This is a genomic window from Kocuria rosea subsp. polaris, from assembly GCF_001483755.1.
GTDB classification, from domain to species: domain Bacteria; phylum Actinomycetota; class Actinomycetes; order Actinomycetales; family Micrococcaceae; genus Kocuria; species Kocuria cellulosilytica.
Genome location: NZ_LQBK01000003.1, coordinates 106,918 through 133,629 on the forward strand (window position 1 = coordinate 106,918; position 26,712 = coordinate 133,629).

Here is a 26,712-nt window from a genome sequence, read left to right on the forward strand (position 1 = left end):
CCCGTGCGCCCGGACCCGGCAGCTCGCAGGGTGCGGGCGCCGGGGGCGAGGCGCGGCAGGCCCGGCAGGAGGTGACCCGGGCAGCTCAGGTCCCGCGTCAGGTCGTGCAGGGGCCGAAGTCGTCCGGGGGCGAGGCGCGCAGGCCCGGCAGGAGGTGGCCCAGGCGCCTCAGGTCCCGCAGTAGGTCTTGTAGGGGCCGAAGTCGTCCGGGGGCCCGGCGGCCCAGCGCTCCAGGCCGGGGCGTTCGTCGTAGGGAGCGGTCACCGCCTCCAGGAGCCGCCCCAAGGGGTCGAGGTCGCCCTCGGCGGCCGCGGAGAGGGCCTCCTCCACCAGGTGGTTGCGGGGGATGTAGACGGGGTTCACGCGGTCCATCGCCTCGGGGTCGGGGCCCACGGCCCGCCAGCGTTCGGCCCAGGCGTCGAACCCCCGCCGGTCGAGGAACAGGTCCCGCGCGGCGTGCGCGCCGGTCCGGGCGGTCCTGCCCAGGGCGCGGAAGAACGCCGTCCAGTCGACGCGGTCCTGCTGGAGCAGCACGAGCAGGTCGTCGACCAGGGACGAGGCGACGTCGTCGTCGAGGTCCTGGGGCAGCCCGAGCTTCGCCCGCATGCCCGCCGACCACGCCGCGCTGTACTGCCGCGGGAACGCCTCGAGCGCTTCCTCCGCCAGGGACACCGCCCGGTCCTGGTCCTCGTGGAGCAGCGGCAGCATGGCCTCGGCGAGCCGGGCGAGGTTCCACTGCGCGGCCACCGGCTGGTTGCGGTAGGCGTAGCGCCCACCGCGGTCGACCGAGCTGTAGACCGCGGCCGGGTCGAACGCGTCCAGGAACGCGCACGGCCCGTAGTCGATGGTCTCCCCCGAGACGGTCGTGTTGTCGGTGTTCATCACCCCGTGCACGAACCCGAGGAGCATCCAGCGGGCCACCAGTGACGCCTGGGCGGCCACCACCGCCTCGAACAGCGCGAGATGCGGGTGCTCGGCACCGGCGACGCCGGGGTGGTGGCGGGCGACGGCGTGGTCGGCGAGCCGGCGCAGGACGTCGATGTCGCCCGTGGCCCGGGCGTACTGGAAGGTGCCCACGCGCAGGTGGCTGCTCGCCACCCGGGCGAGCACGGCTCCCGGCAGCAGGCTCTCGCGGCGCACCTGCCGCCCCGTGGCCACCACGGCGAGGGACCGGGTCGTGGGCACGCCGAGGGCGTGCATCGCCTCGCTCAGGACGTACTCGCGCAGCATCGGGCCGACCGCCGCGAGACCGTCGGCCCCGCGGGCGAAGGGTGTCCGTCCGATGCCTTTGAGGTGCAGGTCGCGGCGTCGGCCACCGGCGTCCACCAGCTCGCCCAGCAGGAGGGCGCGCCCGTCGCCGAGGCTCGGGGAGTACCAGCCGAACTGGTGCCCGGAGTAGGCCTGCGCGACCGGCACGGCCCCCTGCGGCACCAGGTTGCCGATCAGCAGTCGGACGCCCTCCGCACTCCGCAGCCACTCCGGGTCCAGGCCCAGCTCGGCGGCCAGGGGCTCGTTGAGGACCAGCAGCCGGGGGGCGGCGACGTCGTCGGCCTGCCAGGGCACGGACAGCTCCCCCAGTTCCTGGGCGAAGCGGCTCTCGAGGACGACGGCGGACAGGGGTTGGGTGCTCACACCGTCCACGCTACCCGGCGGATCCGGCGCTGCCGATGGGCCCGCGCAGTCCGGGCCGCACCGCGGGGCCGGGAACGCACCGCGGGATGCGGGCCCCACCGTGGGGCCGGTACCGCACCCCGCGGGCCCCACCGTGGCGCCGGTGCCGCACCCCGGATCAGTGCCGCGCCGCAGGCCGCAGCACGGCCACCAGGAAGTCGCTGTCCTCCCGGAACGGGCGAAGGTCCCAGGTCGAGAGCAGCAGCTCGGGCTCGAGCCCGGCCCGCTCGGCGTCCCGCAGGAACTCCGGGAACGGGTAGCCGCGCCCCGCCCCGAAGCCCACGGCGGCCCGCCCGTCGGCGGTCAGGTGGCGGTGGAAGCGTCGCAGCACCTCGGTGCGCGTGCTGGGGGCCAGGAAGGCCATCACGTTGCCGGCGCACACCACGGCGTCGAAGGGCTCGGGCACGCCACGGGCCGGCAGGTCCAGCTCCGCGAGATCCCCGACGAGCCACCGGGGGCCGGGGTGGTCCTCCTGCGCGGCGGCGACCAGGGCGGGGTCGACGTCGACCCCGACGACGGTGTGCCCGCTGCGGTGCAGGTGTCCGCCCAGCCGGCCGGGCCCGCATCCGGCGTCGAGGATCCGCGAGCCGGGCGGGACCATCGCCTCGACCAGCCGGGCCTCCCCCACGATGTCCGCGCCGGCGGCGGCCATGGCCCGGAACCGCTCGACGTACCACGAGGAGTGCCCGGGATCCGCGCGCACCTTCTGCATCCACATGCTCTGTTCCACCACCCCGCCAGGGTACCGCCCGCCGGGTGGTGCCCTGCCGCGTGGTCGGAGGGGTGGGTGCGCATCACGGTTCCGGTGGCCACAGGCGTGCGAGCCGGGCCACGCGGAGCCCGACGTGGAGCTCGCTGCGGGTCCGCCCGTCGTCGAGGTCCAGGTCGAGGCGCTCCTTGAGCCGATCCAGCCGGTAGTAGAACGTCGACCGGTGGATGTGCAGCGCGGCGGCCGTTCGCTGCGCGTCGGCCCCGCAGTCGAGGTAGGTCTCCAGCGTCCGCAGCAGCTCGGGGCGCAGGCCGGCGGCGAGGACCCGGCGCACCTGCAGCGGCAGGTCGTCGGCCGTCAGCCGCTCGAGCGGCAGCATCGCCAGCAGCCCGTCCAGCCCGGCGTCGTCCCAGGTGCTGACCGGCCCGTGCGCGAGGGGATCCAGCCACAGGGTGCGCCACGTGCGGCGCGCGAGGCGGTACGAGCGGTGCACGTCCAGCAGGCCGTCGACCACGGGGCCGATGCCGGCGCGCACCGTGGCCACGTCCGGCCGGGCGAGGATGCGCGCCAGGCGGGGCACGACCACGGGCCGGGGGAAGACGAGGACACCGGTGCCGTCGTCGAAGGTCGAGCCCACCACCGACGCGGTCGAGCTCCTGGCCACGAAGTCGAGGGTCCGGTGCACGGCCAGCACGGTCCGGCCCGTCTCGTCCGGTGCGGCCGCGAGCGGGTCCGTGCCGAGGACCACGGCGCAGTACTGCCGCGACGCGCCCAGGAGACCTTCTCCCACGAGGGCCTCGGCGGCTCCCGGCCGGCGCGCCGGATCGCCCGCGACGAGGGCCGTGAGCAGGGTCCGTGCCCGGTCCCGGTCCCGCGCCGCGTAGAGGGTCCGCAGGGACAGCAGCACGCCGAGCACGGGCGCCTCGCCGACCAGCGTCCGGACCACGTCGGCGGACGGTGACCGCGGACCCTCCAGGACGGTGAGCAGGAGCCCGACACGGTGGCGGTGGTCGTGCAGCGCGATGACCAGGCACCGGCCCAGCTCCGGGACGTCCTCGATGGCGAAGCCCTCGGGACCGGCGGCGGGAACGTCCCACGAGTCGCTGTGGGCGAGCGCGGCGGAGAGCCGGCGCCGATCGTCGTCGGACTCGTGGATCGACCAGGCGACCACGCGCATCGCGGAGTCGAGGACGATCAGCCGGCGGCCGGCTCGTTCGGAGAGGTCCTGGAGCAGGTCGTCCAGGTCGGGGGTCCGGTCCACGGGTGGTCGGTGGCTCCTCGGGTGCGGTGGGCGGTGGGTGGACGGTCGCGCGCCGCGGGGGGCCCGACCGCCCGTCGGACACGGTGTCCGACGAATCGGCACGATCTTCCCACAGCCGTCCGAAGAGGGTGACGGCGTGCACTGGCTACGGTCGGAGCAGGACACCCCGAGAAGCGGAGCGAGAGGTGGAGCACGAGCTCCGCGGCACGAGCTCCGCGGCAGGAACGGCTGAGCACGAGGAGAGAGGACAACGGATGACGACCACCGGGAGGCGCATCGCCGTCGTCGGCGCGGGCATCGGCGGGCTGACGCTGGCCATCGAGCTGCGCCGCCGCGGCCTCGAGGTCGAGGTGTACGAGGCGGCCGGGGAGCTGCGCGAGGTGGGGGCCGCCGTGGCGCTGTCCGCCAACGCGACCCGCTTCTTCCTGGAGCGGTTCGGGCTGGAGGAACGGCTGAGCGCCCGGTGGGCGGAGGTCGAGGCGCTGGTCTTCCGCGACGGTCGGGACGGCCGGCTGATCGGCCGGCACGGCACGGGCTACCGCGAGCGCTTCGGCGCCCCGTACGTGGGGATCCACCGCGCCGACCTGCAGCAGATCCTCTCCGGAGCCCTCGGGACGGACGGCCTGCACCTGAGCAAGCGCATGGTCGACGTCGACGACGACGGCGCGGCCGCGGTGCTGCGCTTCGAGGACGGCAGCACGGCCGAGGCCGACCTGGTCATCGGCGCGGACGGCGCCCGCTCCACCACCCGGCGGCTGCTGCTGGGCTACGACGACGCGCTGTACTCCGGCACCAGCGCCTCCCGGGGCATCGTGCCGCCCGAGGCGCTGTCCGAGCTGCCGGACCCCGGGGCCATCCAGTTCTGGACGGGCCCCGGCGCGCACCTGCTCCACTATCCCATCGGCGGCGGGGACCAGAACTTCTTCCTCGTGGAGCGCGCGCCCTCGCCCTGGCCGCACCGGCGCTGGGTCGTGCCGGTCGAGGACGGGTCCCACCTCGAGCGGTTCCGCGACTGGCACCCGGCGGTCCGGCAGATGGTCTCGGCCGTGCCGGTCACCGAGCGCTGGGCCCTGTTCCACCGCCCGCCCCTGTCCCGCTGGTCCCGCGGCCGCGTGACGCTGCTGGGCGACGCCGCCCACGCGCTCGTGCCGCACCACGGGCAGGGCGCCAACCAGTCGATCGAGGACGCGATCGTGCTGGCCGACCAGTTGGCCGGGAGCGCCGACTGGGACGCGGCGCGGGAGCAGTACGAGCGGCTGCGCCGGGGGCGGACCCGCAAGGTGCAGTACGCCTCGATCACCACCGCCGACGTGCTGCACCTGCCCGACGGTGAACGGGCCGACGAGCGCAACGCCCGGCTGGGCCGTCCCGGGGTCGTCGACCGGCACCTCGCGTGGATCCACGGCTTCCGCGCCGACGTCGACGTGCCCGACGAGGCCGGCGGCGGAACCTGGCTCTGAGCCGCTCGACGCCCGGGCCGCAACGGGGGCCGGTGCCGTCCCGGCCGGGGCCGTGCGTGGTTGCTCGTCACTCCCAACGTACAGCGGCGCGGGGGGCTTGCGGCAAGACCCCGTGCGCGCCGCAGAATGCTCGGGCCGGGAGCGGGACCTGCGGGCCGAGGAGCAGCACATGGACGAGCACGACGTGGTGGTGGTCGGCGCAGGGCCGACGGGCCTGGTGCTGGCGGGCGAGCTGGCGCTGGCGGGGGTGGACGTCGTCGTCGTCGAACGGCGGGCCGGCCAGGAGCTCGTCGGCTCGCGCGCCGGCGGGCTGCACGCGCGGACCATCGAGGTCCTCGACCAGCGCGGCATCGCCGACCGGTTCCTCGAAGCGGGAACGACCGCCCAGGTCGCCGGGTTCGCCGGCGTTCCACTGGACATCAGCGACTTCCCCACCCGCCATCCCTACGGCCTGGCGCTGTGGCAGAACCACATCGAGCGGCTCCTGGCCGGCTGGGTCCGTGAGCTGGGGGTGCCCGTCCGCCACGGGCACGAGGTGACGGGCATCGCCCAGGACGGCGCCGGCGTCGACGTGGACCTGTCCGAGGGCCGGCGGCTGCGGGCGGCTCGCCTCGTGGGGTGCGACGGTGGCCGGAGCCGGATCCGCAGGGCGGCGGGGATCGCGTTCCCGGGGTGGGACCCGACGACCAGCAGTCTGCTCGCCGAGGTCGAGCTCGACGAGGAGCCGCAGTGGGGCATCCACCAGGACGGTCTCGGCAAGCACGCCTTCCGCCGCCCCGAGGACGGTGGGCCGGTGGGGGTCATGGTGACCGAGCGCCACGTCAAACACGGTCGTGAGCCCACCCTGGACGATCTGCGCGAGGCGCTCGTCGCCGTGCACGGGACGGACTACGGGGTGCACAGCCCCACCTGGATCTTCAGGTTCACCGACACGACCCGGCAGGCGGCGTCCTACCGGGCAGGGCGGGTCCTGCTGGCCGGCGACGCCGCGCACGTGCACGCCCCGGACGGCGGGCAGGGCCTCAACACCGGGGTGCAGGACGCGGTGAACCTGGGCTGGAAGCTCGGCCAGGTCGTCGCGGGGACCTCGCCGGAGGGCCTTCTGGACAGCTACCACGCCGAGCGCCACCCGGTGGCGGCCCGCGTGCTGCGCCTCACGATGGCGCAGGTCGCGCTGCGCCGGCCCGACGACCGGGTGCGGGCCGTGGGCGAGACGGTCGCCGAGCTGCTGGGCATGGACGAGCCACGACGGCGTTACGCCGCGACGATGTCCGGTCTGGACATCCACTACGACCTCGGCGCGGGGCATCCCCTGCTCGGACGGCGCATGCCCGATCTCGACCTCCGCACGGCCGGTGGCCCCGCACGGGTCTTCGACCTCCTGCACGAGGCCCGGCCCGTGCTGCTCGACCTCGGGGACCCGGACGGCGTCGACGCCGGGCCCTGGGCCGAGCGCGTCCGGCTGGTGGCCGCCGAACCCGCCGGGGCCTGGGAGCTCCCGGTCCTGGGCACCGTCCCCGCGCCCACCGCGGTGCTGATCCGCCCGGACGGGCACGTCGCCTGGGTGGGCGAGGGAGACCGCTCAGGACTGGAGGAGGCGCTCACCGCCTGGTGCGGCCCGCGCCCCGGGCCCCAGGTCAGCGGAGATCGAACCGGTCGAGCTCCATGACCTTCACCCAGGCGGCGACGAAGTCGCGCACGAACTTCTCCCCGGCGTCGGCACTGGCGTAGACCTCCGAGATCGCCCGCAGCTGGGAGTGCGAGCCGAAGACCAGATCGGCCGCGGTGGCCGTCCACCGGAGCTCACCGGTGGCGAGATCGCGGATCTCGTAGACGTTCTCCGACGATTCGGACGGCCTCCACTCCGTGCCGGCCGCAAGGAGGTTGACGAAGAAGTCGTTGGTCAGCGTCTCCGGACGGTCGGTGAGGACGCCGTGCTCCGACCGCCCGTGGTTCGTGCCCAGGCTGCGCATGCCGCCCACCAGGACCGTCATCTCCGGGGCCGTGAGGTTCAGCATGTAGGCGCGGTCGAGGAGCAGCGTCTCGGGCGAGAGCCGTGCGCCGGACTTCACGAAGTTCCGGAAGCCGTCGGCCTGCGGCTCCAGCACGGCGAAGGACTCGACGTCGGTCTGCTCCTGCGTGGCGTCCGTGCGCCCGGGCCGGAACGGGACCTCGACCGGGTGCCCGGCGCTGCGGGCCGCCTGTTCGACGGCCGCGCAGCCGCCGAGGACGATCAGGTCGGCCAGCGAGACCCTCCTGCCGTCCGAGCGGGCACCGTTGAAGTCGTCCCGGACCTGCTCGAGGACGCGCAGCACCTCGGACAGCCGCTCCGGCTCGTTCACCTCCCAGCCGCGCTGCGGCTCGAGGCGGATGCGGGCGCCGTTGGCCCCGCCCCGGTTGTCGGTGCCCCGGAAGCTGGCCGCGGCGGCCCACGCGGTCGAGGCCAGCTGCGGCACGGTCAGCCCCGAGCCGAGGAGGGTCTCCTTCAGGGCGGCGACGTCGTCGTCCCCGATCAGCTCGTGCTCGACCGCCGGGACGGGGTCCTGCCACAGCTGCGGCTCGGGGACCCACGGCCCGAGGTAGCGCGTGACCGGACCCATGTCGCGGTGCAGCAGCTTGTACCACGCCTTGGCGAACGCCTCGGCGAACTGCTCCGGGTGCTCGTGGAACCGCCGGGAGATCTTCTCGTACTCCGGGTCGGCCCGGAGTGCGAGGTCGGTCGTCAGCATCGTCGGCCGGTGCTTCCGCTCCGGGTCGAAGGCGTCCGGGACGGTCTCGTCGGCGTCCTTGGCCACCCACTGGTGCGCCCCCGCGGGGCTCTCGGCCAGCTCCCACTCGTGGCCGAAGAGATTGCCGAAGAAGCCGTTGCCCCAGCGGGTCGGGGTGCTGGTCCAGGTCACCTCCAGGCCGCTGGTGATCGTGTCCGGGCCCTTGCCCGTGCCGTAGGTGCTCCTCCAGCCGAGGCCCTGGCCCGTGACCGGGCAGGCCTCCGGCTCGGGCCCCACGTGGTCCGCGGGCCCGGCACCGTGGGTCTTGCCGAACGAGTGCCCGCCGGCGATCAGAGCGACCGTCTCCTCGTCGTTCATCGCCATGCGCCCGAAGGTCTCGCGGATGTCCCTGGCGGAGGCGAGCGGGTCGGGGTTGCCCTGGGGGCCCTCGGGGTTGACGTAGATCAGCCCCATCTGCACCGCGGCCAGCGGGCCCGTGAGCTCGCGGTCGCCCGCGTAGCGCTCGTCGCCGAGCCAGGTGTCCTCAGGGCCCCAGAACATCTCCTCGGGCTCCCAGACGTCCTCGCGTCCGAAGCCGAAGCCGAACGTCCTGAAGCCCATCGACTCGAGCGCCACGTTCCCGGCGAGCACCAGCAGGTCCGCCCACGAGATCTTCCGGCCGTACTTCTGCTTGACCGGCCACAGCAGGCGCCGGGCCTTGTCCAGGTTGGCGTTGTCCGGCCAGCTGTTGAGCGGGGCGAACCGCTGGGCGCCCTCGCCGGCGCCGCCGCGGCCGTCCGCGGTCCGGTAGGTGCCGGCCGAGTGCCAGCTCATCCGGATGAACAGCCCTCCGTAGTGCCCGAAATCGGCCGGCCACCAGTCCTGCGAGGTGGTCATGAGGTCTGCGAGGTCGCGCTTGAGCTCCTCGACGTCGAGCTTCTCGAACTCGCTCGCGTAGTCGAAGTCGGGGCCCAGCGGGTCGGTCGTGGTCGAGTGCTTCCGCAGGACGCCCAGGTCCAGCTGGTCGGGCCACCAGTCCTGGACCGTCCGCGGCTGACCGGTCCTGGGGGTGGGCGCGTCGATGGCCGGGTTCTCGCTCTCGCTGCCGTGCACGGGAGCGTCAGATGTCTGGGACATGGGTCTTCCTTCCGGAATGGCGGTGCGGGGCCGGGACCGGTCGTGCAGCATGCGCACCGGCCTCGGCGGACGAGCCGCACCCGTGGGCGGACAGCACGCGGTCACCGGGTGCCGTCGGACGCCCGGGCGCCGTCAGGCAGGAGGTGGCGCCGTCCGGACTCCGGAGGGCGGTGTGCGCGGCCGGGGCCGACGGGGCGGGGAGAGCGCGACGGACGCCGCGGAGGACCGGGGCTGTGGCGACGTGCGAGTGAGTGGTCACGGCGTCCGGAACCCCCGGCGGAGTCGGGTCGACCCGCTGGGCGGCGCTCCGGGAGAGCTGCTGGGGATCCAGCTGTGCGTCCACCCTCAAAGTGCCGTGGCCGGTCCGGAGCCCGTCAAGGATCTTCGCTCCGCTGGTCCCGGCCTCGGCGGCAGTGCTGGGCAGAGCCGCCGCGCGTGGAACGGGTGGAGCACGCCCCGGGCTACCAGAGCATGATCGCGGTGTCCCCGGACTGTCCTGCCCAGGCGAGCCGGACGCGCACCACGTACCGCCTTCCCCGGAAGAGCTTCGCCGACAGGCTGGAGTTGCGGTCCTCCCCGCTGTCGTCGTCGCCGGCGAGGAAGCGCAGCTCGGCGTCGACCTCCTCGAAGAGCACCAGCGTGGTGTCGGCGGTCCCGAAGGTCGCGACCTGGTACTTCCGCGACGCCTCGGGGGTGATCTCGAAGTCCGCCTGCTCCCCCGGGGCCAGGGTCAGCGGCGTGGACCGGAACGGTTCGAGGGCCGGGAGCGCGTCCGGCAGCACCGGGTAGAAGGTCCGCACCCATTCCGTGTCCTTGCCCGAGAGACCGCCCGGGGGGCTGATTCCCGGCTGGTAGCGGGCGGGCTCCTTGATGAGCCCCTCGGAGAACGCGTACTGCATCACCGAGTCGGGATCCCAGGTCGAGCCCTCCACCTCGTCCTGGCCCAGTTTGCGCAGGACGTTGTGGTGCGTCGTCTCCGGGGACCAGTGGTTCGGTGCCGCGGCGAAGAACTCGTAGACCCTGGCCTCGTCCCACACGATTCCGGCGAACGGGTTCTGGTGCTCGTGGGGCAGACCCATCGTGTGGCCGATCTCGTGCAGCGCCGTGGTGCGTCCGTACTCGTCGGTCAGGTCCCAGCCGAAGTTCATGGTCGGTGCCTGGGTGCCGATGGTCAGGACGTCCCTGCCCACGTAGGACCAGGACCCGTCGGCCTGGTCGAAGGAGATCCTGACCTCCGCCTCCCCCGGCTCGTCCACCTCCTGGAAGCCGAGGCCGATCCCCAGGTCCTTCCACTCCTGGAACGCGCTCCGCACCGCCTGGCGCTGCGGCTCGGGGCCCTCGCGGAACGCGTAGTGGAGCACGGTGCCGTTGACCCATTTCTGCGCCATGAGCCGGACGAGCCGCTGCCTGACGGCCACCAGTCCCTCCGGGAGCGGACGGACGATGCGAGGCTTGACGGCGCAGTACGGACGAACTGGGGAATCGGTCATGGTCGGCTCCTGACACGTGCCTGTCCTGCGATCTCGGATGCCGCACGGCCACGGCCCGTGCGGCGCCGCCGGAGAATCCCGGCGGCAGTCGTTCCGCGCGGCGCACCGCGAGTGCCGTCGCAGTGATGTGCATCGACACAACCACGGGCAGGCAGCACGTCCAAGAGGTCGGTCCTCCCCGTGCTGCGGCTGTGATCATGTGACGACAACATGAAGGACCGGGCTCCGACGTGGGACGTTGTGGCGAGCCTCGGCCCGATGCGCTGCTGGGCGGACGGAGCGGGATGCCGGCTCCGCAGATCTCCGCTGCACGAGTGCACTCTCGTCACATGAAACCGCATGCCGTGGACTCGTTCCTTCTCCCCCGATCCTTTGCTGTACTGGGCACAGGAATCCGACCTGCCTGAGGGGCGTGGGCTGCATGGAACAGTTTGCCGACCTGGTGCTGGAGGGCGGGGGTGTCAAGGGCATCGCCCTGGTGGGGGCCATCGAGGTCCTCGAGGAGCGCGGCTACCGCTTCAAACGAGTGGCCGGCACCTCCGCCGGAGCCATCGTCGGGGCCCTGGTCGCCGCCGGCGCCCCGGCGAGGAAACTGGTGGACATCATCGGCTCCGTCCAGTACCCCGATTTCCGCGACGGCTCCCGGCTGACCCGGACCACCGCGGGCAAGGCCGCCGGGATCCTGGCCCGCAACGGCATCTACCTCGGTGAGCACCTTCGCTCCTGGCTGCAGTCCCAGCTCGACGACTACGGCGTCACGACCTTCGCCGACCTGCCCTACACGGACGACGAGCGGCCCCCTGCCCCGGAGCGGGCCTTCCGGCTGGTGGTCACCGCCTCGGACATCAGCAGGGGCCGGCTGCGCTACCTGCCCTGGGACTACGACGAGTTCGGCCGCGACCGGGGCGCCCAGCACGTGGTCGAGGCGGTCCGCGCCTCGATGTCCATCCCGTTCTTCTACCGTCCCGTCCGCTGGGACACCGCCGACGGCCGGAAGGCCTGGCTGGTCGACGGCGGAATGCTCTCGAACTATCCCATCAGCGTCTTCGACGCCCCGGCCGGAACCGCGCCGCGCTGGCCCACCCTGGGCATCAAGCTCTCCGCGCATCCGGACGCGGTCCAGGGCACCAAGTACCCGATCAACGGGCCGGTGAGCATGAGCCGGGCCATGCTCAAGACCATGACCGGGTTCTACGACCAGATGCACATCGAGTCCTCCGACGCCCAGGCCCGCACGATCTTCGTCGACACCGGCGCCATCCGCGCCACCGACTTCAACCTCACCGACGACGACCGGGACTTCCTCTACCAGAACGGGCGCCGGGCCGCCGAGAAGTTCCTCGACGGCTCAGCCCACCGCCCGCCGTGGGACTTCAGCGCCTACATCGCCGCACACCGCTGAAGCTTCGCCGGCCCTGCCGACCCCGCCGAGCTCGCGGGCCGGCCACCGCTCCCGCCGTCGTCCTCGGGGCGGGCTGCCGACACCCTCAGGTCGAGGGCGCGCGAACGCCGTCCCCGGCATTGCCTGGGTCCCTGACGATCTCCGCGTCCCCGCCGGTCCCTGCGATCCCCGGGTCCCTGACACCCTCCGCGTCCCCGCCGGCCCCCGCGTTCCCCGGCTCCCTGACGCCCTCCGCGTCCCCGCTGGCCCCCGCGTTCCCCGCATCCCCGCCGGCCCCCGCGTTCCCCGCATCCCCGCCGGCCCCCGCGTCCCCGCCGGCCTCAGCGGCAACCTGGGCGTACGACGCCGAGACCCGGCGGTAGACCGGAGTCAGGAAGGCCAGCAGCGCGGCCGCGATCATGATGATCCCGGCCACCAGGAACACCAGGGCGATGCCCCGGGAGGTGCCCTCGCCCAGCAGAGGAGCCAGCTGGGCGCTGCCCTCCGCCGACCGTGCGTACGGGATGATCCAGACCTGGGCGATCGGCGCGATGAGGAACGCGGTGACCGGCGCTGCCGCCGACTCGAACGCCATGGCGAATCCGAACACCCGGCCCTGCCGCTCGAGCGGCACGACACGCTGGATGATCGTCTGTTCGGCCGCCTCCACGAAGGGGACGAGCACCAGGTAGAGCCAGATGCCGAGGACGTACAGCCAGGCCCACTCCCGCACGGTGAACACCGCCCCGAGCACGCCCATCGCGATCACCGCGAGCAGCATGGTGCGCAGCGGGTTGGACCCGAGCCCGAACTTGCCGATCAGCGCCCCGCCCACGATGAACCCGGTCGCGCCGAGCGCGAAGACCGTTCCCCAGATCTCGACGGGGAACATCTCCAGGCCGTAGGGGTCCATCAGGGCCATGTAGACGCCGCCGATGAAGTTGTTGAACGTCGAGAACAGGATCAGCGCGAACAGTCCCGACACGGCCAGCACGGCCGCGAAGGCTCCCCGCAGATCGAAGCCGCCGTGGGCGTCCGTGGCCGCGGCGCGCACCTCCTCGGGCATGCGCAGCGTCAGGAGGTGCCCGAAGGCCACGGCCGTGAGCAGCACGGCCACCACGACCGTCCAGCCCATGCCCAGGAGCCCGATCGAGAGGCCGGAGAGCACCGAGGTGACGATGAACATCAGACCCTGCACCATGCCCACCAGCCCGTTGGCGTTGGCGCGACGGTCCGGCTCGATGAGGATCGTGACCGTGGTGGACAGGGCGATGTTGCGCATGTTCTCCACCACCGCACCGATCAGCACGACCAGGGCGAAGACCCAGATCCACGGCTGGGTCAGGTCCGCCATCGCGGACGCCGGGGCGAGGAGGAACAGGATTCCGGCCAGGACGAACATCACCAGGGTGAAGGCCGCGGCGAAGCGCATCACGGCGAGCTTGCGGTAGCGGTCCACGAAGGTGCCGAAGCTGATGCTGGAGAGCGCGATCAGCAGCATGTAGGCGCCGCCGACCACCCCGGTGGCGATCACGTTCCGCGTCTGCAGGTAGACCCAGAACGTCAGGGCGAACCAGAGATAGCTGGTCGTGATGTTCGCGAGCGCGGTGTTCACCAGGATCCCGGCGAAGGTGCGGGAGCGCTGCGCCGGACTGCGCAGGGAGGTGTCGACGGCACCTGGATCGACGAGGTCCGGGGCCTGGCCGTCGTCGGTCGGAGCGGGCGTGCCGGTCGCGTCCGCGGGGAGCGCCGCACGGCCGACGGGGGCCACCGCGGCCCGGGACAGACCCGGTTCCTGCTCGTTCATGCGGCTCAGTCTAGTGAGGGGTGCGGACACGATAACGGCTCGGAGCGGGGCACCGAGGAGCAGTTCTGCAGCGGCCCGGCCGGGCGAGCACGCTCCCCCGGCCACGGTCCTCGAACGGCACACCCCACCCGGGAAGGCGAGGACTGTCGTTGCCCGGTCGGGCCGATCAGTGGGCCAACCCGGCGTCCCCGTGCACGGTCTTCGAGCAGGACACCCCACCTGGGAAGGCCGAGGACGCTCGCGGCCCGGCGTGGCCGACCAGCAGGCCGCACCGGCCTTCCCGCCCACAGCCCTCGAACGGCACACCCCACCCGCGAGAGCCCGGGACGGCCGTGGCCGGGCTCGGCCTTAGCGCGTCGGAGGCGCTGGAGAGAATGGGGTCATGACGGCGACGGCGCAGTGGCAGCTCCCGACCCCGGTGACCCGTGACGGATTCCGGGATCGCCCCGGGCTGACGGACATGACGGGGCCTGGAGCGCGGCGCGAGGTGGTACGGGCCGCCGCCGCCCAGCTCGTGGACGCCGCCGCCGCGGAGGCACGGGCAGTCGGTGCCCAGATGCGCTCCATCCACCGGCTGTGGCTGGCGGCGCAGACGGCTCGTACGGCGGCCCGGTTCGAGACGATGGCGCAGGCAGATGCCGAGATGTCCGCCCGAGGGTTCGTCCGCCCGGACCCGTTGGGCCCGCTGGCTGAGGCGGAGCACCAGCTGGTCGTGGACGTGGCGGCCGAGGTGGGGCCGGCGCTGCGGGTGCCGGCCGGCACGGCCCGGCGGCGGGTGGAGGACGCCGTCCTCCTGGCCGAGATGCTGCCGGAGGTCTTGACCGCCCTGGAGGAGGGCCGCATCGGTGCGGCCCAGGCCACGGTGATGGTGGAGCAGTGGCGCGAGCTCATCGAGCAGGCACCGACCTGGACTCCCGGGAGCTGCGCCCCACCGCCCGTCGACGCGGTCTGCCGCCTGATCACCGAGCTCCTGGAACGGGCACCCCACGCCACGGCCGCGCAGCTGCGGGCGGTGGCTCGCGCCCGGCGGGCGGTGCTCGTAGCCGACGCCGAGGAGCGCAGCCGGTGCAGTACCCGGAAGAACCGCACGGTGTGGGTGGAACCGGCCCCCGACGGGACGGCTTTTCTGCACGCACTGCTGGACGCGCACGTGGCGGTCGCCGTGCACGGCAGGCTCGAGGACCTGGTGGCCCTGCTGGGCGAGGACGTACCGGCTCCCGACGGTCTCGGGCAGGCCGGTCGGCCCCTGTCGGACGGCTCGGAGGACGCTGAACCGCGCTCGGCCGGAGAGCTGCGCGCAGATGTGCTGGCGGACCTGTTGCTGGACGGTGTCCTGCCGGACGAGCCGCGCTTCCCACGCGGAGTCCGGGCCCGGGTGACCGTGACGGTGCCGCTGGCTCTGCTCGCCGGCGAAGGCGTCGGGGCGGACACCGCCGCGTGCGGCGCCCCGATGCTCTCCGGCTTCGGGCCGATCAGCACGGAGGTGGCCCGCCGGCTGGCCGCCGGCGCCGGCGCCTGGCACCGGGTGCTGACCCATCCCGTGTCCGGCGTGGTCCTCGACCACGACCGCACCGTCTACGCCGTGCCCCGGGACCTGCGCCGTCTGGTCGAGCTGCGCGACGGGACCTGCCGCTTCCCCGGGTGCCGGCGCCGCGCCGAGAGCGGCGACCTCGACCACACGGTGGCCTGGGCGGACGGCGGTCCGACGGCCGAGCACAATCTGGCCGCGCTGTGCCGGCACCATCACCGGGTCAAGCACCGCGATGGGCACCTCGGGCGCTGGTCGGTGCGGCGGGTCGCACCCCAACCGGACGGCGGGACGGGCGGCACCCCTGCCGAGCACGCCGCGGTGCTGGAGTGGACCTCCCCGGGCGGGCTCGTGCACCGGTCCGTGCCCGAGCACGTCCGTGACCGGAGCGCCGCTGCGGACGGCCCGCTGCATCCCGCTCTCGGCTCCGCGGCCGGATGCCCACCGCCGTCGCCACCTGCCGACGACCCCCCGCCCTTCTGAACCGAGGCCTCGATCAGCACCGCCGGCAGCCCGGCCGGAGCAGGACGTCATGGCGGGGCAGTTCAGGCATCGTGTCCTCCGAGGGCGAGCCGTTGACGCCCGCATCCCGCGGCGACAAGATGGTGCACCACGGATGCCGCCGCAGCACGCCGAAGGACCACGCCATGGGAATCGTCCAGGTCGACCTCTTCCTCACCCTCGACGGCGTCTACCAGGCGCCGGGCGGGCCCGACGAGGACCGTTCGGGCGGCTTCGAGCTCGGTGGCTGGCAGGGGGCCTACTTCGACGACGAATCGGGGGCGACGGTCGGCGCGGGCATCGAGCGCCTGGACGCGCTGCTGCTCGGTCGCAGGACGTACGACATCTTCGCCGGCTACTGGCCGGCCCACGACGGCGACGAACCGATCGCCGTGAAGTTCAACGCGGTGCCGAAGTTCGTCGTGTCCCGCACCCTGAGCGCTCCCTCGTGGCAGGGCACCACAGTGCTGAGAGATGTCCGGTCCGAGGTGCGAGCCCTCAAGGACCGGTTCGACGAGGTCCACGTGGTCGGCAGCGGCGACCTCGTCTCGACCCTGCTGAGGGAGGACCTTGTCGACCGGCTGAACCTCCTGCTCTATCCCGTGGTCCTGGGCTCGGGCAAGCGCCTCTTCGGCCACGGCTCCGTCCCGGCCGCCTTCACCCTGGCGGAGCCACCGCGGGCGTTCCCGAAGGGAGCGGTCTCGCTCGTCTACGAGCGGGCCGGCGACCCGGTCACCGGCGTGGACGTCTCCCAGCCGGCCCAGTGAACGACGCCGCAACGCCCTGTTCGCCGTGTCCCTGTCATCTGGACCGGGCTGTCGGACGACCGGTCCCGACGCCGTCGTGAGGCACCTCGGCCTGTCATGAAGCAACGCGGCTCCCCACTGCCGCGTCGATCACGCAGCGGGAGATATTCAGAGGGATCCGCTATAATGCCGCCGACCGAACCCGCGAAGAAGGACCTGGGATGGGCGAGCTGGAGGCACCGCGATACCGGGTGCCGTTGCGGCTACAGGGTGTGGACGGCAGGCTGGCGACCTTCGTGGTGCCACCGGAGTTCGCAGAGCACATTGCCTCGGCCACGCCGGCGAAGAACGCATGGACCCGGGACTTCAACACCGGTCTCGCCGGCGGGGTCCGCATCGATCGATCCACCACGCCGCCGACCGTTGTCAGCTACCTCACCCGGCCCTTGAAGCAGGTCGACGTTGCCGGCGAAGGATGGGTGGCGCTTCTCCGGCGTGACACGCGCCCCCGGGCCAAGAGGCCCTACCAGTTGGTCTCCGTGACGCGCAGCATCGGTCAGGGCAAGGCCAAGAGCTCGAACGGCGACCCGGCGCCGGTCCCGGTCCACGTTGCCCCGCCCATGGCCCTGGACGACCGGATCTGATGTCCTGGCCCCATGGGCGCACCACCCATCAGACCCGGTTGAGGGGAGACGGCGATGCCCGATCAGGAGGTCTTCGTCCCCTACGGCCCCACGCACTGGGCTGCTCTGGGCGTCTGCGCCCTCGGGGCTGTGCTCGTGGTGATGCTGGGCCGCCGCCTTCGGGGTTCCGGGGCCGAGGCGGTTTTTTCTCGGGCCTTCGCCGCGGTGCTGACCACGTACACCGTGACGATGCTCGTCTACCGGTCGCTGCCGGGCAATTTCGACGTCCACATCTCTCTGCCGGTCCACCTCTCGGACGTCGCGTGGATGGTCGCTGTCATCGCCCTGTGGACACGGGTCCGCTGGGCGACGGCGCTTACCTACTACTGGGGACTGACTCTCAACCCGCAGGCCATCCTCACCCCGGCACTCGACTCGCCGGACTTCCCCCACATCGACTTCGTCGACCTCTGGGTCCAGCACATCCTGGTCCTCTGGGCCACCCTGTACCTGATCTGGGGACGCGGCGGCCGGATTGACTGGGGCAGCTACCGCCTGGCCATGGTGGTCACCGTCACGTGGGCCGTGGCTGCCTTCGGACTCAACAGCTGGCTGGGGACCAACTACGGCTTCCTCAACGGCAAGCCGGACAACCCTTCGATCCTCGATCTGCTCGGGCCCTGGCCGTGGTACCTGCTGGTGGAGTTCCTCGTCATCGCCGTGGCTTGGGCGCTCATCACCTGGCCCTGGACGATCCGGCGAAAGAGCACAGCCGAGCCCCGCGTCGGCGCGGAAGGCTGAGGCAGCACGGCACCAGGGCATCGAGTCATGTCTGTCAACGACGGCGGTCCGGCCCACCTCGGGAAGGTGGGCCGGACCGCCGTCGTCGTCCAAATGGCTCAAGCCGGGATGTGAGACGCCGACCTGAGTGAGCAATTGCCCAGGAACGGGAACCCCGGACTTCCGGAATTGGCGTCGCTTGGTCACGCTCCTAGCGGCATCGAGTCGTCTGAGCACTTCACGAAGCTCGGCAGGGGCCTGCACGACATGTCATCGTGGCAGCTCAGCTGCATCTGTACTCACCTTTGACGCGCCGCTACCCGTTGTCGTCGCCGCGGACCGGTTCAGCCCGCGATCCGGCGTCGTCAGCAAACGCCGCAGCAGTCGGTGTGAGGTGACGCTGGGGTCACCTTGCTCAGACAGCTCGGGACCTCACACGGGATCAGAAGTCCCAGTCCTCGTCCTCCGTGTTCACGGCCTTGCCGATCACGTAGGAGGAGCCCGAGCCGGAGAAGAAGTCGTGGTTCTCGTCGGCGTTCGGGGACAGCGCGGACAGGATGGCCGCCGAGACGTCCGTCATGTCCTTCGGGAACAGCGCCTCGAAGCCCAGGTTGTTCAGGGCCTTGTTGGCGTTGTAGTGCAGGAACTTCTTGACGTCCTCGGTCCACCCGACACCGTCGTAGAGGGACTCGGTGTAGAGCACCTCGTTCTCGTAGAGCTCCTCGAGCAGCTCGTAGGTGTAGAGCTTCAGCTCGTCCTGGCGTTCCTGGGACTCCTGGGCCAGGGCCCGCTGGAACTTGTAGCCGATGTAGTAGCCGTGCACGGCCTCGTCCCGGATGATGAGGCGGACCAGGTCGGCCGTGTTCGTCAGCTTGGCCCGGGAGGACCAGTACATGGGCAGGTAGAACCCGGAGTAGAAGAGGAAGGACTCGAGCAGGGTCGAGGCCACCTTCTTCTTCAGCGGGTCGTCGCCCTTGTAGTACTTGATGATGATGTCGGCCTTCTTCTGCAGGTGCGGGTTCTCCCGGGACCAGCGGAAGACGTCGTCGATCTCCTTCATGGAGGACAGCGTCGAGAAGATGGACGAGTAGGACTTGGCGTGCACCGACTCCATGAACGCGATGTTGGTGTACACCGCCTCCTCGTGCAGGGTCACGGCGTCCGGGATCAGGGAGACGGCGCCCACGGTGCCCTGGATGGTGTCCAGCAGCGTCAGGCCCGTGAAGACCCGCATGGTGAGCTGCTGCTCCTCCGCGGTGAGCGTCTTCCAGGAGGGGACGTCGTTGGAGATCGGCACCTTCTCGGGCAGCCAGAAGTTCGCGGTCAGCCGGTCCCAGACCTCGTCGTCCTTCGGGTCCTCGATCCGGTTCCAGTTGATGGCCTGGGCCTGGTGGTGGAGCAGCTGCACCTTGTCGATGCTCTCGCTCTTCTCCAGAGTCATGGTCTGTCTCTTCCTCGAACGGGGTGGGCCCCCGCGCGCGTCCTGCGGACGCACGCGGGGAGTTTCGTGGGTGGCCGCCGGGGCCCTGTGGTCACAGCATGCAGGAGACGCAGCCCTCGACCTCGGTGCCCTCCAGCGCCAGCTGGCGGATCCGGGAGTAGTACATCGTCTTGATGCCCTTGCGCCACGCGTAGATCTGCGCCCGGTTGATGTCCCGGGTGGTGGCCGTGTCCTTGAAGAACAGGGTCAGGGACAGGCCCTGGTCCACGTGCTGCGTGGCCGCGGCGTAGGTGTCGATGATCTTCTCGTAGCCGATCTCGTACGCGTCCTGGAAGTACTCCAGGTTCTCGTTGTTCATGAAGGGCGCCGGGTAGTACACGCGGCCCAGCTTGCCCTCCTTGCGGATCTCGATCTTCGAGGCGATCGGGTGGATCGAGGACGTCGAGTTGTTGATGTAGGAGATCGACCCGGTCGGCGGCACGGCCTGCAGGTTCTGGTTGTACATCCCGTGCTCCATGACCGAGGCCTTGAGCTGCTCCCAGTCCGCGCGGGTGGGGATGTGCACGCCGGCCTCCGCGAACAGCTGCCGCACCCGCTCGGTGGCCGGGACCCACTCGCGGTCGGTGTACTTGGTGAAGTACTCCCCCGACGCGTACTGGGACCGCTCGAAGCCGGCGAACACCGACTTGCGCTCCTTCGCGATCTCGTTCGACGCGCGGACCGCGTGGTACGTGACCGTGTAGAAGTAGATGTTCGTGAAGTCGAGGCCTTCCTCGGAGCCGTAGTGGATGTGCTCCTTGGCGAGGTAGCCGTGCAGGTTCATCTGCCCGAGGCCCACGGCGTGGGACATCTGGTTGCCGCGTTCGATCGAGGGCACCGAGGTGATGTCGGACATGTCCGACACCGCGGTGAGCCCCCGGATCGCGGTCTCCACCGACCGCCCGAAGTCCGGGGACTCCATGGTCAGCGCGATGTTGAGGGAGCCGAGGTTGCAGGAGATGTCCTTGCCGACCTCGTCGTAGTTCAGGTCCTCGTGGTACGTGGACGGCTCGGAGACCTGCAGGATCTCGGAGCACAGGTTGGACATGATGATCTTGCCGTCGATCGGGTTGGCCCGGTTCACCGTGTCCTCGAACATGACGTACGGGTAGCCGGACTCGAACTGCACCTCCGCGAGGGTCTGGAAGAACTCGCGGGCGTTGATCTTCTTCTTGGTGATCCGGCCGTCCGCGACCATCTCGTGGTACTTCTCGGACACGTTGACGTCCGAGAACGGCATCCCGTAGACCCGCTCCACGTCGTACGGGGAGAACAGGTACATGTCCTGGTTCTTCTTGGCCAGCTCGAACGTGATGTCCGGGATTACCACGCCCAGGGAGAGGGTCTTGATCCGGATCTTCTCGTCCGCGTTCTCCCGCTTGGTGTCCAGGAAGCTGTAGATGTCCGGGTGGTGGGCGTGCAGGTACACCGCGCCCGCGCCCTGGCGGGCGCCCAGCTGGTTGGCGTAGGAGAACGAGTCCTCCAGCAGCTTCATGATCGGGATGATGCCCGAGGACTGGTTTTCGATCTTCTTGATCGGGGCCCCGGCCTCACGGACGTTGGTCAGCGCGAACGCCACGCCGCCGCCGCGCTTGGACAGCTGCAGGGCGGAGTTGATCGACCGGCCGATGGACTCCATGTTGTCCTCGATGCGGAGCAGGAAGCAGGAGACGAGCTCGCCGCGCTGCTGCTTGCCCGCGTTGAGGAACGTGGGGGTCGCCGGCTGGAAGCGCCCGGCGATGATCTCGTCGACCAGCTGCGTGGCGAGCAGCTCGTCGCCGTCCGCGAGGTAGAGGGAGACCATGACCACGCGGTCCTCGAAGCGCTCGAGGTAGCGCTGGCCGTCGAAGGTCTTCAGCGTGTAGGACGTGTAGAACTTGAACGCGCCCAGGAAGGTCTCGAAGCGGAACTTCCGGGAGTAGGCCCGCTTGGAGAGCTCCTTGATGAAGTCCATGCTGTACTTCGCCAGGACCTCGGGCTCGTAGTACTGGTGCGAGACCAGGTAGTCGAGCTTCTCCTCGAGGTCGTGGAAGAAGACCGTGTTGTTGTTCACGTGCTGCAGGAAGTACTGCCGCGCGGCCTGCCGATCGGCGTCGAACTGGATGTGGCCGTCGGCGTCGTAGAGGTTCAGCAGGGCGTTGAGCTCGTGGTAGCCCAGGCCCCGGTACTTCTCCGGGACGCGCGTGTCCTCGTGGCCGGGCTCGACGCTCACGCCCGGAGCTGCTGAAATTGTCGCCAAAACTGTTCCAATCCTTGATTGACCTCGTGGACGTCCTCGGGGGTGCCCATGAGCTCGAACTTGTAGAGAACGGGGACGTTGCACTTGGCCGCGATCTTGTCCGCGGCCAGGCAGAACGCCGGCCCGAAATTGGTGTTGCCCGCGCCGATGACGCCGCGCAGGAACCGCCGGTTGGTCTCCTTGTTGAGGAACTTCACGACCTGCGGCGGGACGGCCCCGCTGCCGTTGGGCCGCCCGTACGTCGGGGCGACCAGCACGAAGGGCTCGGTGATCTCAGGGGGCTCCTCCCCGGTCAGAAGAGGAAGGCGCAGCACGCGGGCGTCGAGCTTCTCGACGAAGCGGTGCGTGTTGTTGGAGACCGAGGAGAAGTAGACCACCAGTGGGGCGTGGCCGTCCGGTGCCGCGGCGGTCTCGCCGTGGTCCTGCTGAGCGTTCCCGGGACGGGTGCCGGGGTGGTGCGTGCTCATTGCTTCCGCGCTCCGGGATGGGGTGGTGGGTGGGTGGTCGGGCGCCGCGGGGAAGCGGGCGGCGCGCCGGCCTCAGGCCGTGAGGAGGACGGCCAGGGAGGTGATCTTGTCCGGACGGTACCCGGACCAGTGCTCGGTCGGCGTCTCGACGACCGGCACCTGCTGGTAGCCCAGGGCCAGGACGTGGGCCAGGGCGGCCTCGTCCTCGGTGACGTCGACGACGTTGTACTCGATGCCCTTCTTGGTCAGAGCCCGGTAGGTGGCATTGCACTGGACGCAGGACGGCTTGCTGTACACGGTCACGGACATCGCTGTTTCCCCTTGGTCGGTCGGGTGGTTTTCGAGGGAGATCCGGGACTTCCGCAGACTCTGCGGCGGTGAAGGGGTCTCTCCGGGTGGCTGATTTCAATACTACATCTAGTGCCAGGAAGGGGAAGCGACCCCTAGATGCAGTGGTGACGGTTGTCCACAGCTCCTTTCTCACTATCCCCAGGAAGGCCCTGGTCTATCCACAGGGGCCTCCGCAGGGGGTCGCGGATTTCCGCCGCCGGGGTGCCGTTGTGCACAGGCTGTGCGCACCGCGGGCCCCCGGCCGGTGGACAGGATTAATTTTCGGACACGGCGTGTCGGGGTCGGCGGCGGGGCCGGCGCAGCCCGACCGCCGCGGCGGCGATCCTGCCCCGCAGGCCCCGGTAGGGCGGGTAGACGACCCGCAGGGTGTCGGGGGCGAGCGGCTTGTCGAGGACCGCTCGCGCGTGGGAGAACGTGGTGAACGAGAACTTCCCGTGGTAGGCGCCGGTGCCGCTCTCCCCCACCCCGCCGAACGGCAGCTCGGGGCTGGTGAGGTGCAGCAGCGGGGCGTTGAAGGACAGCCCGCCGGAGGACGTGCGCCGGCGGAACAGCTCCTTGACCGACCGTTCCTCGGTGAACACGTAGAGGGCCAGCGGCTTGTCCCGGGAGGTGATCAGCTCCACGGCGTGCTCGGCGGAGGGCACGGGCACCAGGGGCAGGACGGGCCCGAAGAGCTCCTCGGCCATGAGCGGGCCGTCCGGGGCGGAGCGCACCACCGTGGGCGCGAGGTAGCGCTCCCCCGGCTCGGCCGTCCCTCCGCAGACCACGTCGTGGGCGGGGACCTGGTCCAGGAGCCCGGTCAGCCGGTCGAGGTGGCGGCCGGTGACGATCCGCCCGTAGGAGTCGCTGCGGGACGGGTCCGGGCCGTAGTGCTCCTCCACCGCACGCACGAGCTCCGGCTCGAGGGCGGCGAGCGTCTCGGGGGTGCCGAGCACGTGGTCCGGGGCCACGCAGGTCTGGCCCACGTTGAGGAACTTCCCCCACACGATCCGCCGCGCGGCGGTCCGCAGGTCGGTCGAGCCGTCCACCCAGACCGGGGACTTCCCGCCCAGCTCGAGGGTCACCGGGGTCAGGTGCCGTGCGGCGGCGGCCATGACGACCCGCGCGACCTTCCCGTTGCCGGTGTAGAACACGTGGTCGAAGCGGTGCTCCAGCAGCCGGGTGGTCTCCGGCACGCCGCCCTCGACCACGCTCACGCAGTCCCCCAGGTAGCGCTCGAGCAGCTCGGCCAGCACCCCGGAGACGGTGGCGGAGACCTCCGAGGGCTTGACGACGACGGTGTTGCCGGCGGCGAGCGCTCCCGCCAGCGGGCTCAGGACGAGCTGGACGGGATAGTTCCACGGCGCCATCACCAGCACGGTCCCGAGCGGCTGGTGCTCGACCCGGGAGCGGGCGGGGGCGAGGCTCAGCGGGACGGGAACCCGGGCCGGGGTCATCCAGCGGGCGAGCTCCTTGCGGATGCCGGCGACCTCCTCGAGGGTGAAGCCGAGCTCGGTGAGCCACGCCTCCGCCGGGGGCTTGCCGAGGTCGGCGGCCAGGGCCTGCTCGAGCTCCGTGCGGTTCTCCCGCACGAGGTCCTCGAGCCGGTGGAGCCGGTCCAGCCGGGTCGCGAGGTCGACGTCGGGGACGAAGGCCGCCCGGGCGCGGTCGACGGCGGCGTCGACGGCCGGGAAGTCCGCCGGCGCGTGGGCCGCGACGTCCGCGGGGCCGGGGACGGTGAGACTGCTGTGGATGCTGGTCATGGCTCCAGGGTAGGGCCCGGCTCGGACGCCGGAGACTCCGGTGGCCGCGGCGACGAGGCCCCGCCCCCGCCCGGGGTGCCCGGCTCGGAGGCGACGGACGGCGGGATCGGGCGTCCGACCCGCCGGCCGGGCCCTCGCCGGTCAGAGCAGCCCGTGCTCCGCGAGCTGCCGGGAGATCGACGCGCCGTCGTTGCCCTCGATCCACAGCGTTCCCTCGGGGATGGTCACCCGCCGCTCCTCGTTGACCAGGGGCGTGCCGGCCAGCACCGCCTCCGCCGGGGACAGGTTGCGGATGACGATGGCGGCCACGTGCTCCGGATAGCGGTTGACGAATCCGCTGTAGATCTCGGGGTCGTGCTGGCCGTCGTCGCCGATGAGGATCCACCGCACGTGGGGGAAGTTCCGGGCCAGCCGCTCGAGGTTCTGCACCTTGTGCGCGGCCCCGGCCCGGAACCAGCGGTCCGTGGTGGGGCCCCAGTCGGTGAGCAGCAGGGCCCCGGCCGGGTAGGCGTTGCGGGTGAGGAAGCGGCGCAGGGTGGGCGCCACGTTCCAGGCGCCCGTGGAGAGGTAGAGGAACGGCGCCTCGTGGTGGCGGTGCAGCAGCCGGTCCATCATGACCGCCATCCCGGGGGTGGGGGTGCGGGCGTGCTCGTTGAGCACGAAGGAGTTCCAGGCGGCCAGCATGGGGCGCGGCAGGGCCGTGACCATGACGGTGTCGTCGACGTCGGAGACCACGCCGATCCGCTGCTCGTCCGCCACGACGAACACGCGGGACTCGACGGTCTCGGAGCCCTCCGTCTGCATCCACACCGTGTGCTCGCCCGGAGCCAGGGACACCTGCAGGTCGACGTCGACCACGCCGCCCTTGTCGGCCACCAGGTGGAACTCGAACTCGTCGATCCAGACGTTGACGTGGGCGAAGGCGATGGGCACGGAGGTGAACGAGCGCCAGCCGCGGATCGACTCCGCGCTCTCGTCGGTGGACTCGATGAGCCCCCGGGTCTTGAGCAGGGCCCGGCCGAGCACCCGCACGTGGTGCTCGGAGCCGTACCCCTCGAAGGCCACCATGACCGGGATGTCGCCCCGGGCCTCGGCGCGCCGCTGCCGGAACCGGTGGAGCCGCTGCTCGAGGCGGTAGCCCACGTTGATGGCTTCCTCGGTGACCTGGTCGACGGTCTGCATGAGCTCCGAGCTGCTGGATTTCTTCGCCATGCGCCCAGTGTTCCACAGGGCACACCCGGGACACGGCGGAGCCCGCGGGGCGCAGCGGGCCGGGTGTCCGATTCGCTCCGCCCCACGGGCGCCGGGGTCCTGCCGGTCAGTTCTTGATGTAGCCGTTCGGGTTCAGCACGTACTTCGTGGCGGCCCCGGCGTCAGTTCTTGATGTAGCCGTTCGGGTTCAGCACGTACTTCGTGGCGGCCCCGGCGTCGAACTCGGCGTAGCCCTGCGGCGCCTCCTCCAGCGGGATGGCCTTGGCGTTGACGGCCTTGGCGATCTGGATCTTGTCGTGCAGGATCGCCATCATCAGCTGTCGGTTGTACTTCATCACCGGGCACTGTCCGGTGGTGAAGGCCAGGGACTTCGCCCACCCCGTGCCGAGGCTGATCGACAGGGAGCCCTTCTTCGCCGCCTCGTCCACCGCGCCCGGATCACCGGTCACGTAGAGGCCGGGGATGCCCAGCGCTCCGCCCGCGGCGGTGATGTCCATGAGGGAGTTCAGCACGGTGGCCGGAGCCTCGTGGGAGGCGTCCTTGCCGTGCCCCCTGGCCTCGAAGCCGACGGCGTCCACGCCGCAGTCGACCTCCGGGACGCCGAGGATCTGCTCGATCTGCTCGGCGGGCGAGCCCTTCGAGACGTCCACGGTCTCGCAGCCGAAGCTGCGCGCCTGGGCCAGTCGCTGCTCGTTCATGTCCCCCACGATCACCACCGCGGCCCCCAGCAGGTGGGCCGCGGCCGCCGCGGCCAGGCCCACCGGTCCGGCGCCGGCGATGTAGACCGTGGAGCCGACGCCCACCCCGGCCGTGACCACGCCGTGGTAGCCCGTGGGCAGGATGTCGGAGAGCATGGTCAGGTCCATGATCTTCTCCAGGGCCTGGTCCCGGTCCGGGAACTTCAGCAGGTTCCAGTCCGCGTAGGGCACCAGCACGTACTCGGCCTGCCCGCCGACCCAGCCGCCCATGTCCACGTAGCCGTAGGCGGAGCCCGGCCGGTCCGGGTTCACGTTGAGGCAGATGCCGGTCTTGCGCTCCTTGCAGTTGCGGCACCGCCCGCAGGAGATGTTGAAGGGGACGGAGACGATGTCCCCGACCTTGATGAACTCGACGTCCGGCCCGCACTCGACGACCTCGCCCGTGATCTCGTGGCCGAGGACGAGGTCCGTCGGGGCCGTGGTGCGCCCGCGCACCATGTGCTGGTCCGAGCCGCAGATGTTCGTGCTCACGGTCCGGAGGATGACCCCGTGCGGGACCTTCCGGCCGATGTTGGCCGTGTTGATCCCCGGGGCGTCCTTGAGCTCGAACTCGGGGTATTCGGTGTCGATGACCTCGACCTTGCCGGGACCCTTGTAGGCGACCGCTCTGTTGCCTGCCATCATGACCTCTTCCGTGGTGGATGTCCGTCACGGGCGTTCC

20 protein-coding genes are annotated in these 26,712 nt (G+C 71.4%); 7 read left to right on the forward strand and 13 right to left on the reverse strand.

Going from position 1 to position 26,712, the window contains the following annotated elements:
• Nucleotides 1–168: 168 nt before the first annotated feature.
• The 3 genes from AVL61_RS02260 to AVL61_RS02270 form a co-directional block, all read right to left on the reverse strand.
• Nucleotides 169–1,632 (reverse strand): protein adenylyltransferase SelO, encoded by a 1,464-nt coding sequence (locus tag AVL61_RS02260; protein WP_058872722.1) that lies wholly within the window; start codon nt 1,630–1,632, stop codon nt 169–171.
• Between the two features lie 157 nt (nt 1,633–1,789).
• Nucleotides 1,790–2,389, reverse strand: a complete 600-nt coding sequence (locus AVL61_RS02265) for a class I SAM-dependent methyltransferase (protein WP_231738251.1) — start codon at nt 2,387–2,389, stop codon at nt 1,790–1,792.
• Nucleotides 2,390–2,465: 76 nt separating this feature from the next.
• Nucleotides 2,466–3,641 (reverse strand): PucR family transcriptional regulator, encoded by a 1,176-nt coding sequence (locus tag AVL61_RS02270; protein ID WP_058872724.1) that lies wholly within the window; start codon nt 3,639–3,641, stop codon nt 2,466–2,468.
• Nucleotides 3,642–3,895: 254 nt separating this feature from the next.
• Here AVL61_RS02270 and AVL61_RS02275 point away from each other — a divergent pair, with 254 nt between their 5' ends.
• Together AVL61_RS02275 and AVL61_RS02280 are read left to right on the forward strand one after the other, a co-directional pair.
• Nucleotides 3,896–5,101 (forward strand): FAD-dependent monooxygenase, encoded by a 1,206-nt coding sequence (locus AVL61_RS02275; RefSeq protein ID WP_058872725.1) that lies wholly within the window; start codon nt 3,896–3,898, stop codon nt 5,099–5,101.
• A gap of 112 nt (nt 5,102–5,213) precedes the next feature.
• Nucleotides 5,214–6,770, forward strand: coding sequence for an FAD-dependent monooxygenase (locus AVL61_RS02280; RefSeq protein ID WP_231738252.1), 1,557 nt, complete (start codon nt 5,214–5,216; stop codon nt 6,768–6,770).
• On the opposite strand, the gene katG is transcribed toward AVL61_RS02280, so the two are convergent.
• Nucleotides 6,739–8,946 carry a catalase/peroxidase HPI gene (gene katG / locus AVL61_RS02285; RefSeq protein ID WP_157571255.1) on the reverse strand — a complete coding sequence of 736 codons (2,208 nt, stop codon included), beginning with the start codon at nt 8,944–8,946 and terminating at the stop codon, nt 6,739–6,741. The two genes, AVL61_RS02280 and katG, sit on opposite strands and share 32 nt — an antisense overlap.
• Before the next feature lie 461 nt (nt 8,947–9,407).
• Entirely contained in the window at nt 9,408–10,436 is a 1,029-nt protein-coding gene (locus tag AVL61_RS02290) for a M12 family metallopeptidase (RefSeq protein ID WP_058872727.1), read from the reverse strand.
• A gap of 421 nt (nt 10,437–10,857) precedes the next feature.
• Between AVL61_RS02290 and AVL61_RS02295 the strand changes: the two genes are divergently transcribed.
• Complete coding sequence (locus tag AVL61_RS02295; protein ID WP_058872728.1) at nt 10,858–11,838, forward strand: patatin-like phospholipase family protein; 981 nt, start codon at nt 10,858–10,860, stop codon at nt 11,836–11,838.
• Between the two features lie 85 nt (nt 11,839–11,923).
• Here the strand turns inward: AVL61_RS02295 and AVL61_RS02300 are convergent, their stop codons facing one another.
• Nucleotides 11,924–13,624, reverse strand: a complete 1,701-nt coding sequence (locus AVL61_RS02300; protein WP_231738253.1) for an MFS transporter — start codon at nt 13,622–13,624, stop codon at nt 11,924–11,926.
• Nucleotides 13,625–14,006: 382 nt separating this feature from the next.
• On the opposite strand from AVL61_RS02300, the gene AVL61_RS02305 reads away from it, so the two are divergent.
• From AVL61_RS02305 to AVL61_RS02320, 4 genes are all read left to right on the forward strand, one after another.
• Nucleotides 14,007–15,635 (forward strand): HNH endonuclease signature motif containing protein, encoded by a 1,629-nt coding sequence (locus AVL61_RS02305; protein ID WP_082696901.1) that lies wholly within the window; start codon nt 14,007–14,009, stop codon nt 15,633–15,635.
• A 164-nt stretch (nt 15,636–15,799) separates the two neighbouring features.
• A complete protein-coding gene (locus AVL61_RS02310; protein ID WP_058872730.1) occupies nt 15,800–16,420 on the forward strand; it encodes a dihydrofolate reductase family protein in 621 nt (206 codons plus the stop codon).
• 200 nt (nt 16,421–16,620) lie between these two features.
• Nucleotides 16,621–17,043, forward strand: coding sequence for a hypothetical protein (locus AVL61_RS02315; protein WP_058872731.1), 423 nt, complete (start codon nt 16,621–16,623; stop codon nt 17,041–17,043).
• 54 nt (nt 17,044–17,097) lie between these two features.
• Nucleotides 17,098–17,823, forward strand: coding sequence for a YwaF family protein (locus tag AVL61_RS02320; protein WP_058872732.1), 726 nt, complete (start codon nt 17,098–17,100; stop codon nt 17,821–17,823).
• 421 nt (nt 17,824–18,244) lie between these two features.
• Here the strand turns inward: AVL61_RS02320 and nrdF are convergent, their stop codons facing one another.
• The 7 genes from nrdF to fdhA all read right to left on the reverse strand — a co-directional run bounded on the left by nrdF (nt 18,245) and on the right by fdhA (nt 26,672).
• Nucleotides 18,245–19,243, reverse strand: a complete 999-nt coding sequence (gene nrdF / locus AVL61_RS02325; protein ID WP_058872733.1) for a class 1b ribonucleoside-diphosphate reductase subunit beta — start codon at nt 19,241–19,243, stop codon at nt 18,245–18,247.
• Between the two features lie 91 nt (nt 19,244–19,334).
• Nucleotides 19,335–21,494: a class 1b ribonucleoside-diphosphate reductase subunit alpha gene (gene nrdE, locus AVL61_RS02330; protein WP_058872734.1), complete on the reverse strand. Its 2,160-nt coding sequence runs from the start codon at nt 21,492–21,494 to the stop codon at nt 19,335–19,337.
• Entirely contained in the window at nt 21,491–21,988 is a 498-nt protein-coding gene (gene nrdI, locus AVL61_RS02335) for a class Ib ribonucleoside-diphosphate reductase assembly flavoprotein NrdI (protein ID WP_058872735.1), read from the reverse strand. Before nrdI ends, nrdE begins: the two co-directional genes overlap by 4 nt.
• A gap of 72 nt (nt 21,989–22,060) precedes the next feature.
• Entirely contained in the window at nt 22,061–22,297 is a 237-nt protein-coding gene (nrdH, locus tag AVL61_RS02340; protein WP_058872736.1) for a glutaredoxin-like protein NrdH, read from the reverse strand.
• A gap of 296 nt (nt 22,298–22,593) precedes the next feature.
• Nucleotides 22,594–24,081, reverse strand: a complete 1,488-nt coding sequence (locus tag AVL61_RS02345) for an aldehyde dehydrogenase family protein (RefSeq protein ID WP_058872737.1) — start codon at nt 24,079–24,081, stop codon at nt 22,594–22,596.
• A gap of 141 nt (nt 24,082–24,222) precedes the next feature.
• Entirely contained in the window at nt 24,223–25,293 is a 1,071-nt protein-coding gene (locus tag AVL61_RS02350; RefSeq protein ID WP_058872738.1) for an App1 family protein, read from the reverse strand.
• Nucleotides 25,294–25,454: 161 nt separating this feature from the next.
• Nucleotides 25,455–26,672, reverse strand: coding sequence for a formaldehyde dehydrogenase, glutathione-independent (gene fdhA / locus AVL61_RS02355; RefSeq protein WP_058872770.1), 1,218 nt, complete (start codon nt 26,670–26,672; stop codon nt 25,455–25,457).
• Nucleotides 26,673–26,712: the final 40 nt, after the last annotated feature.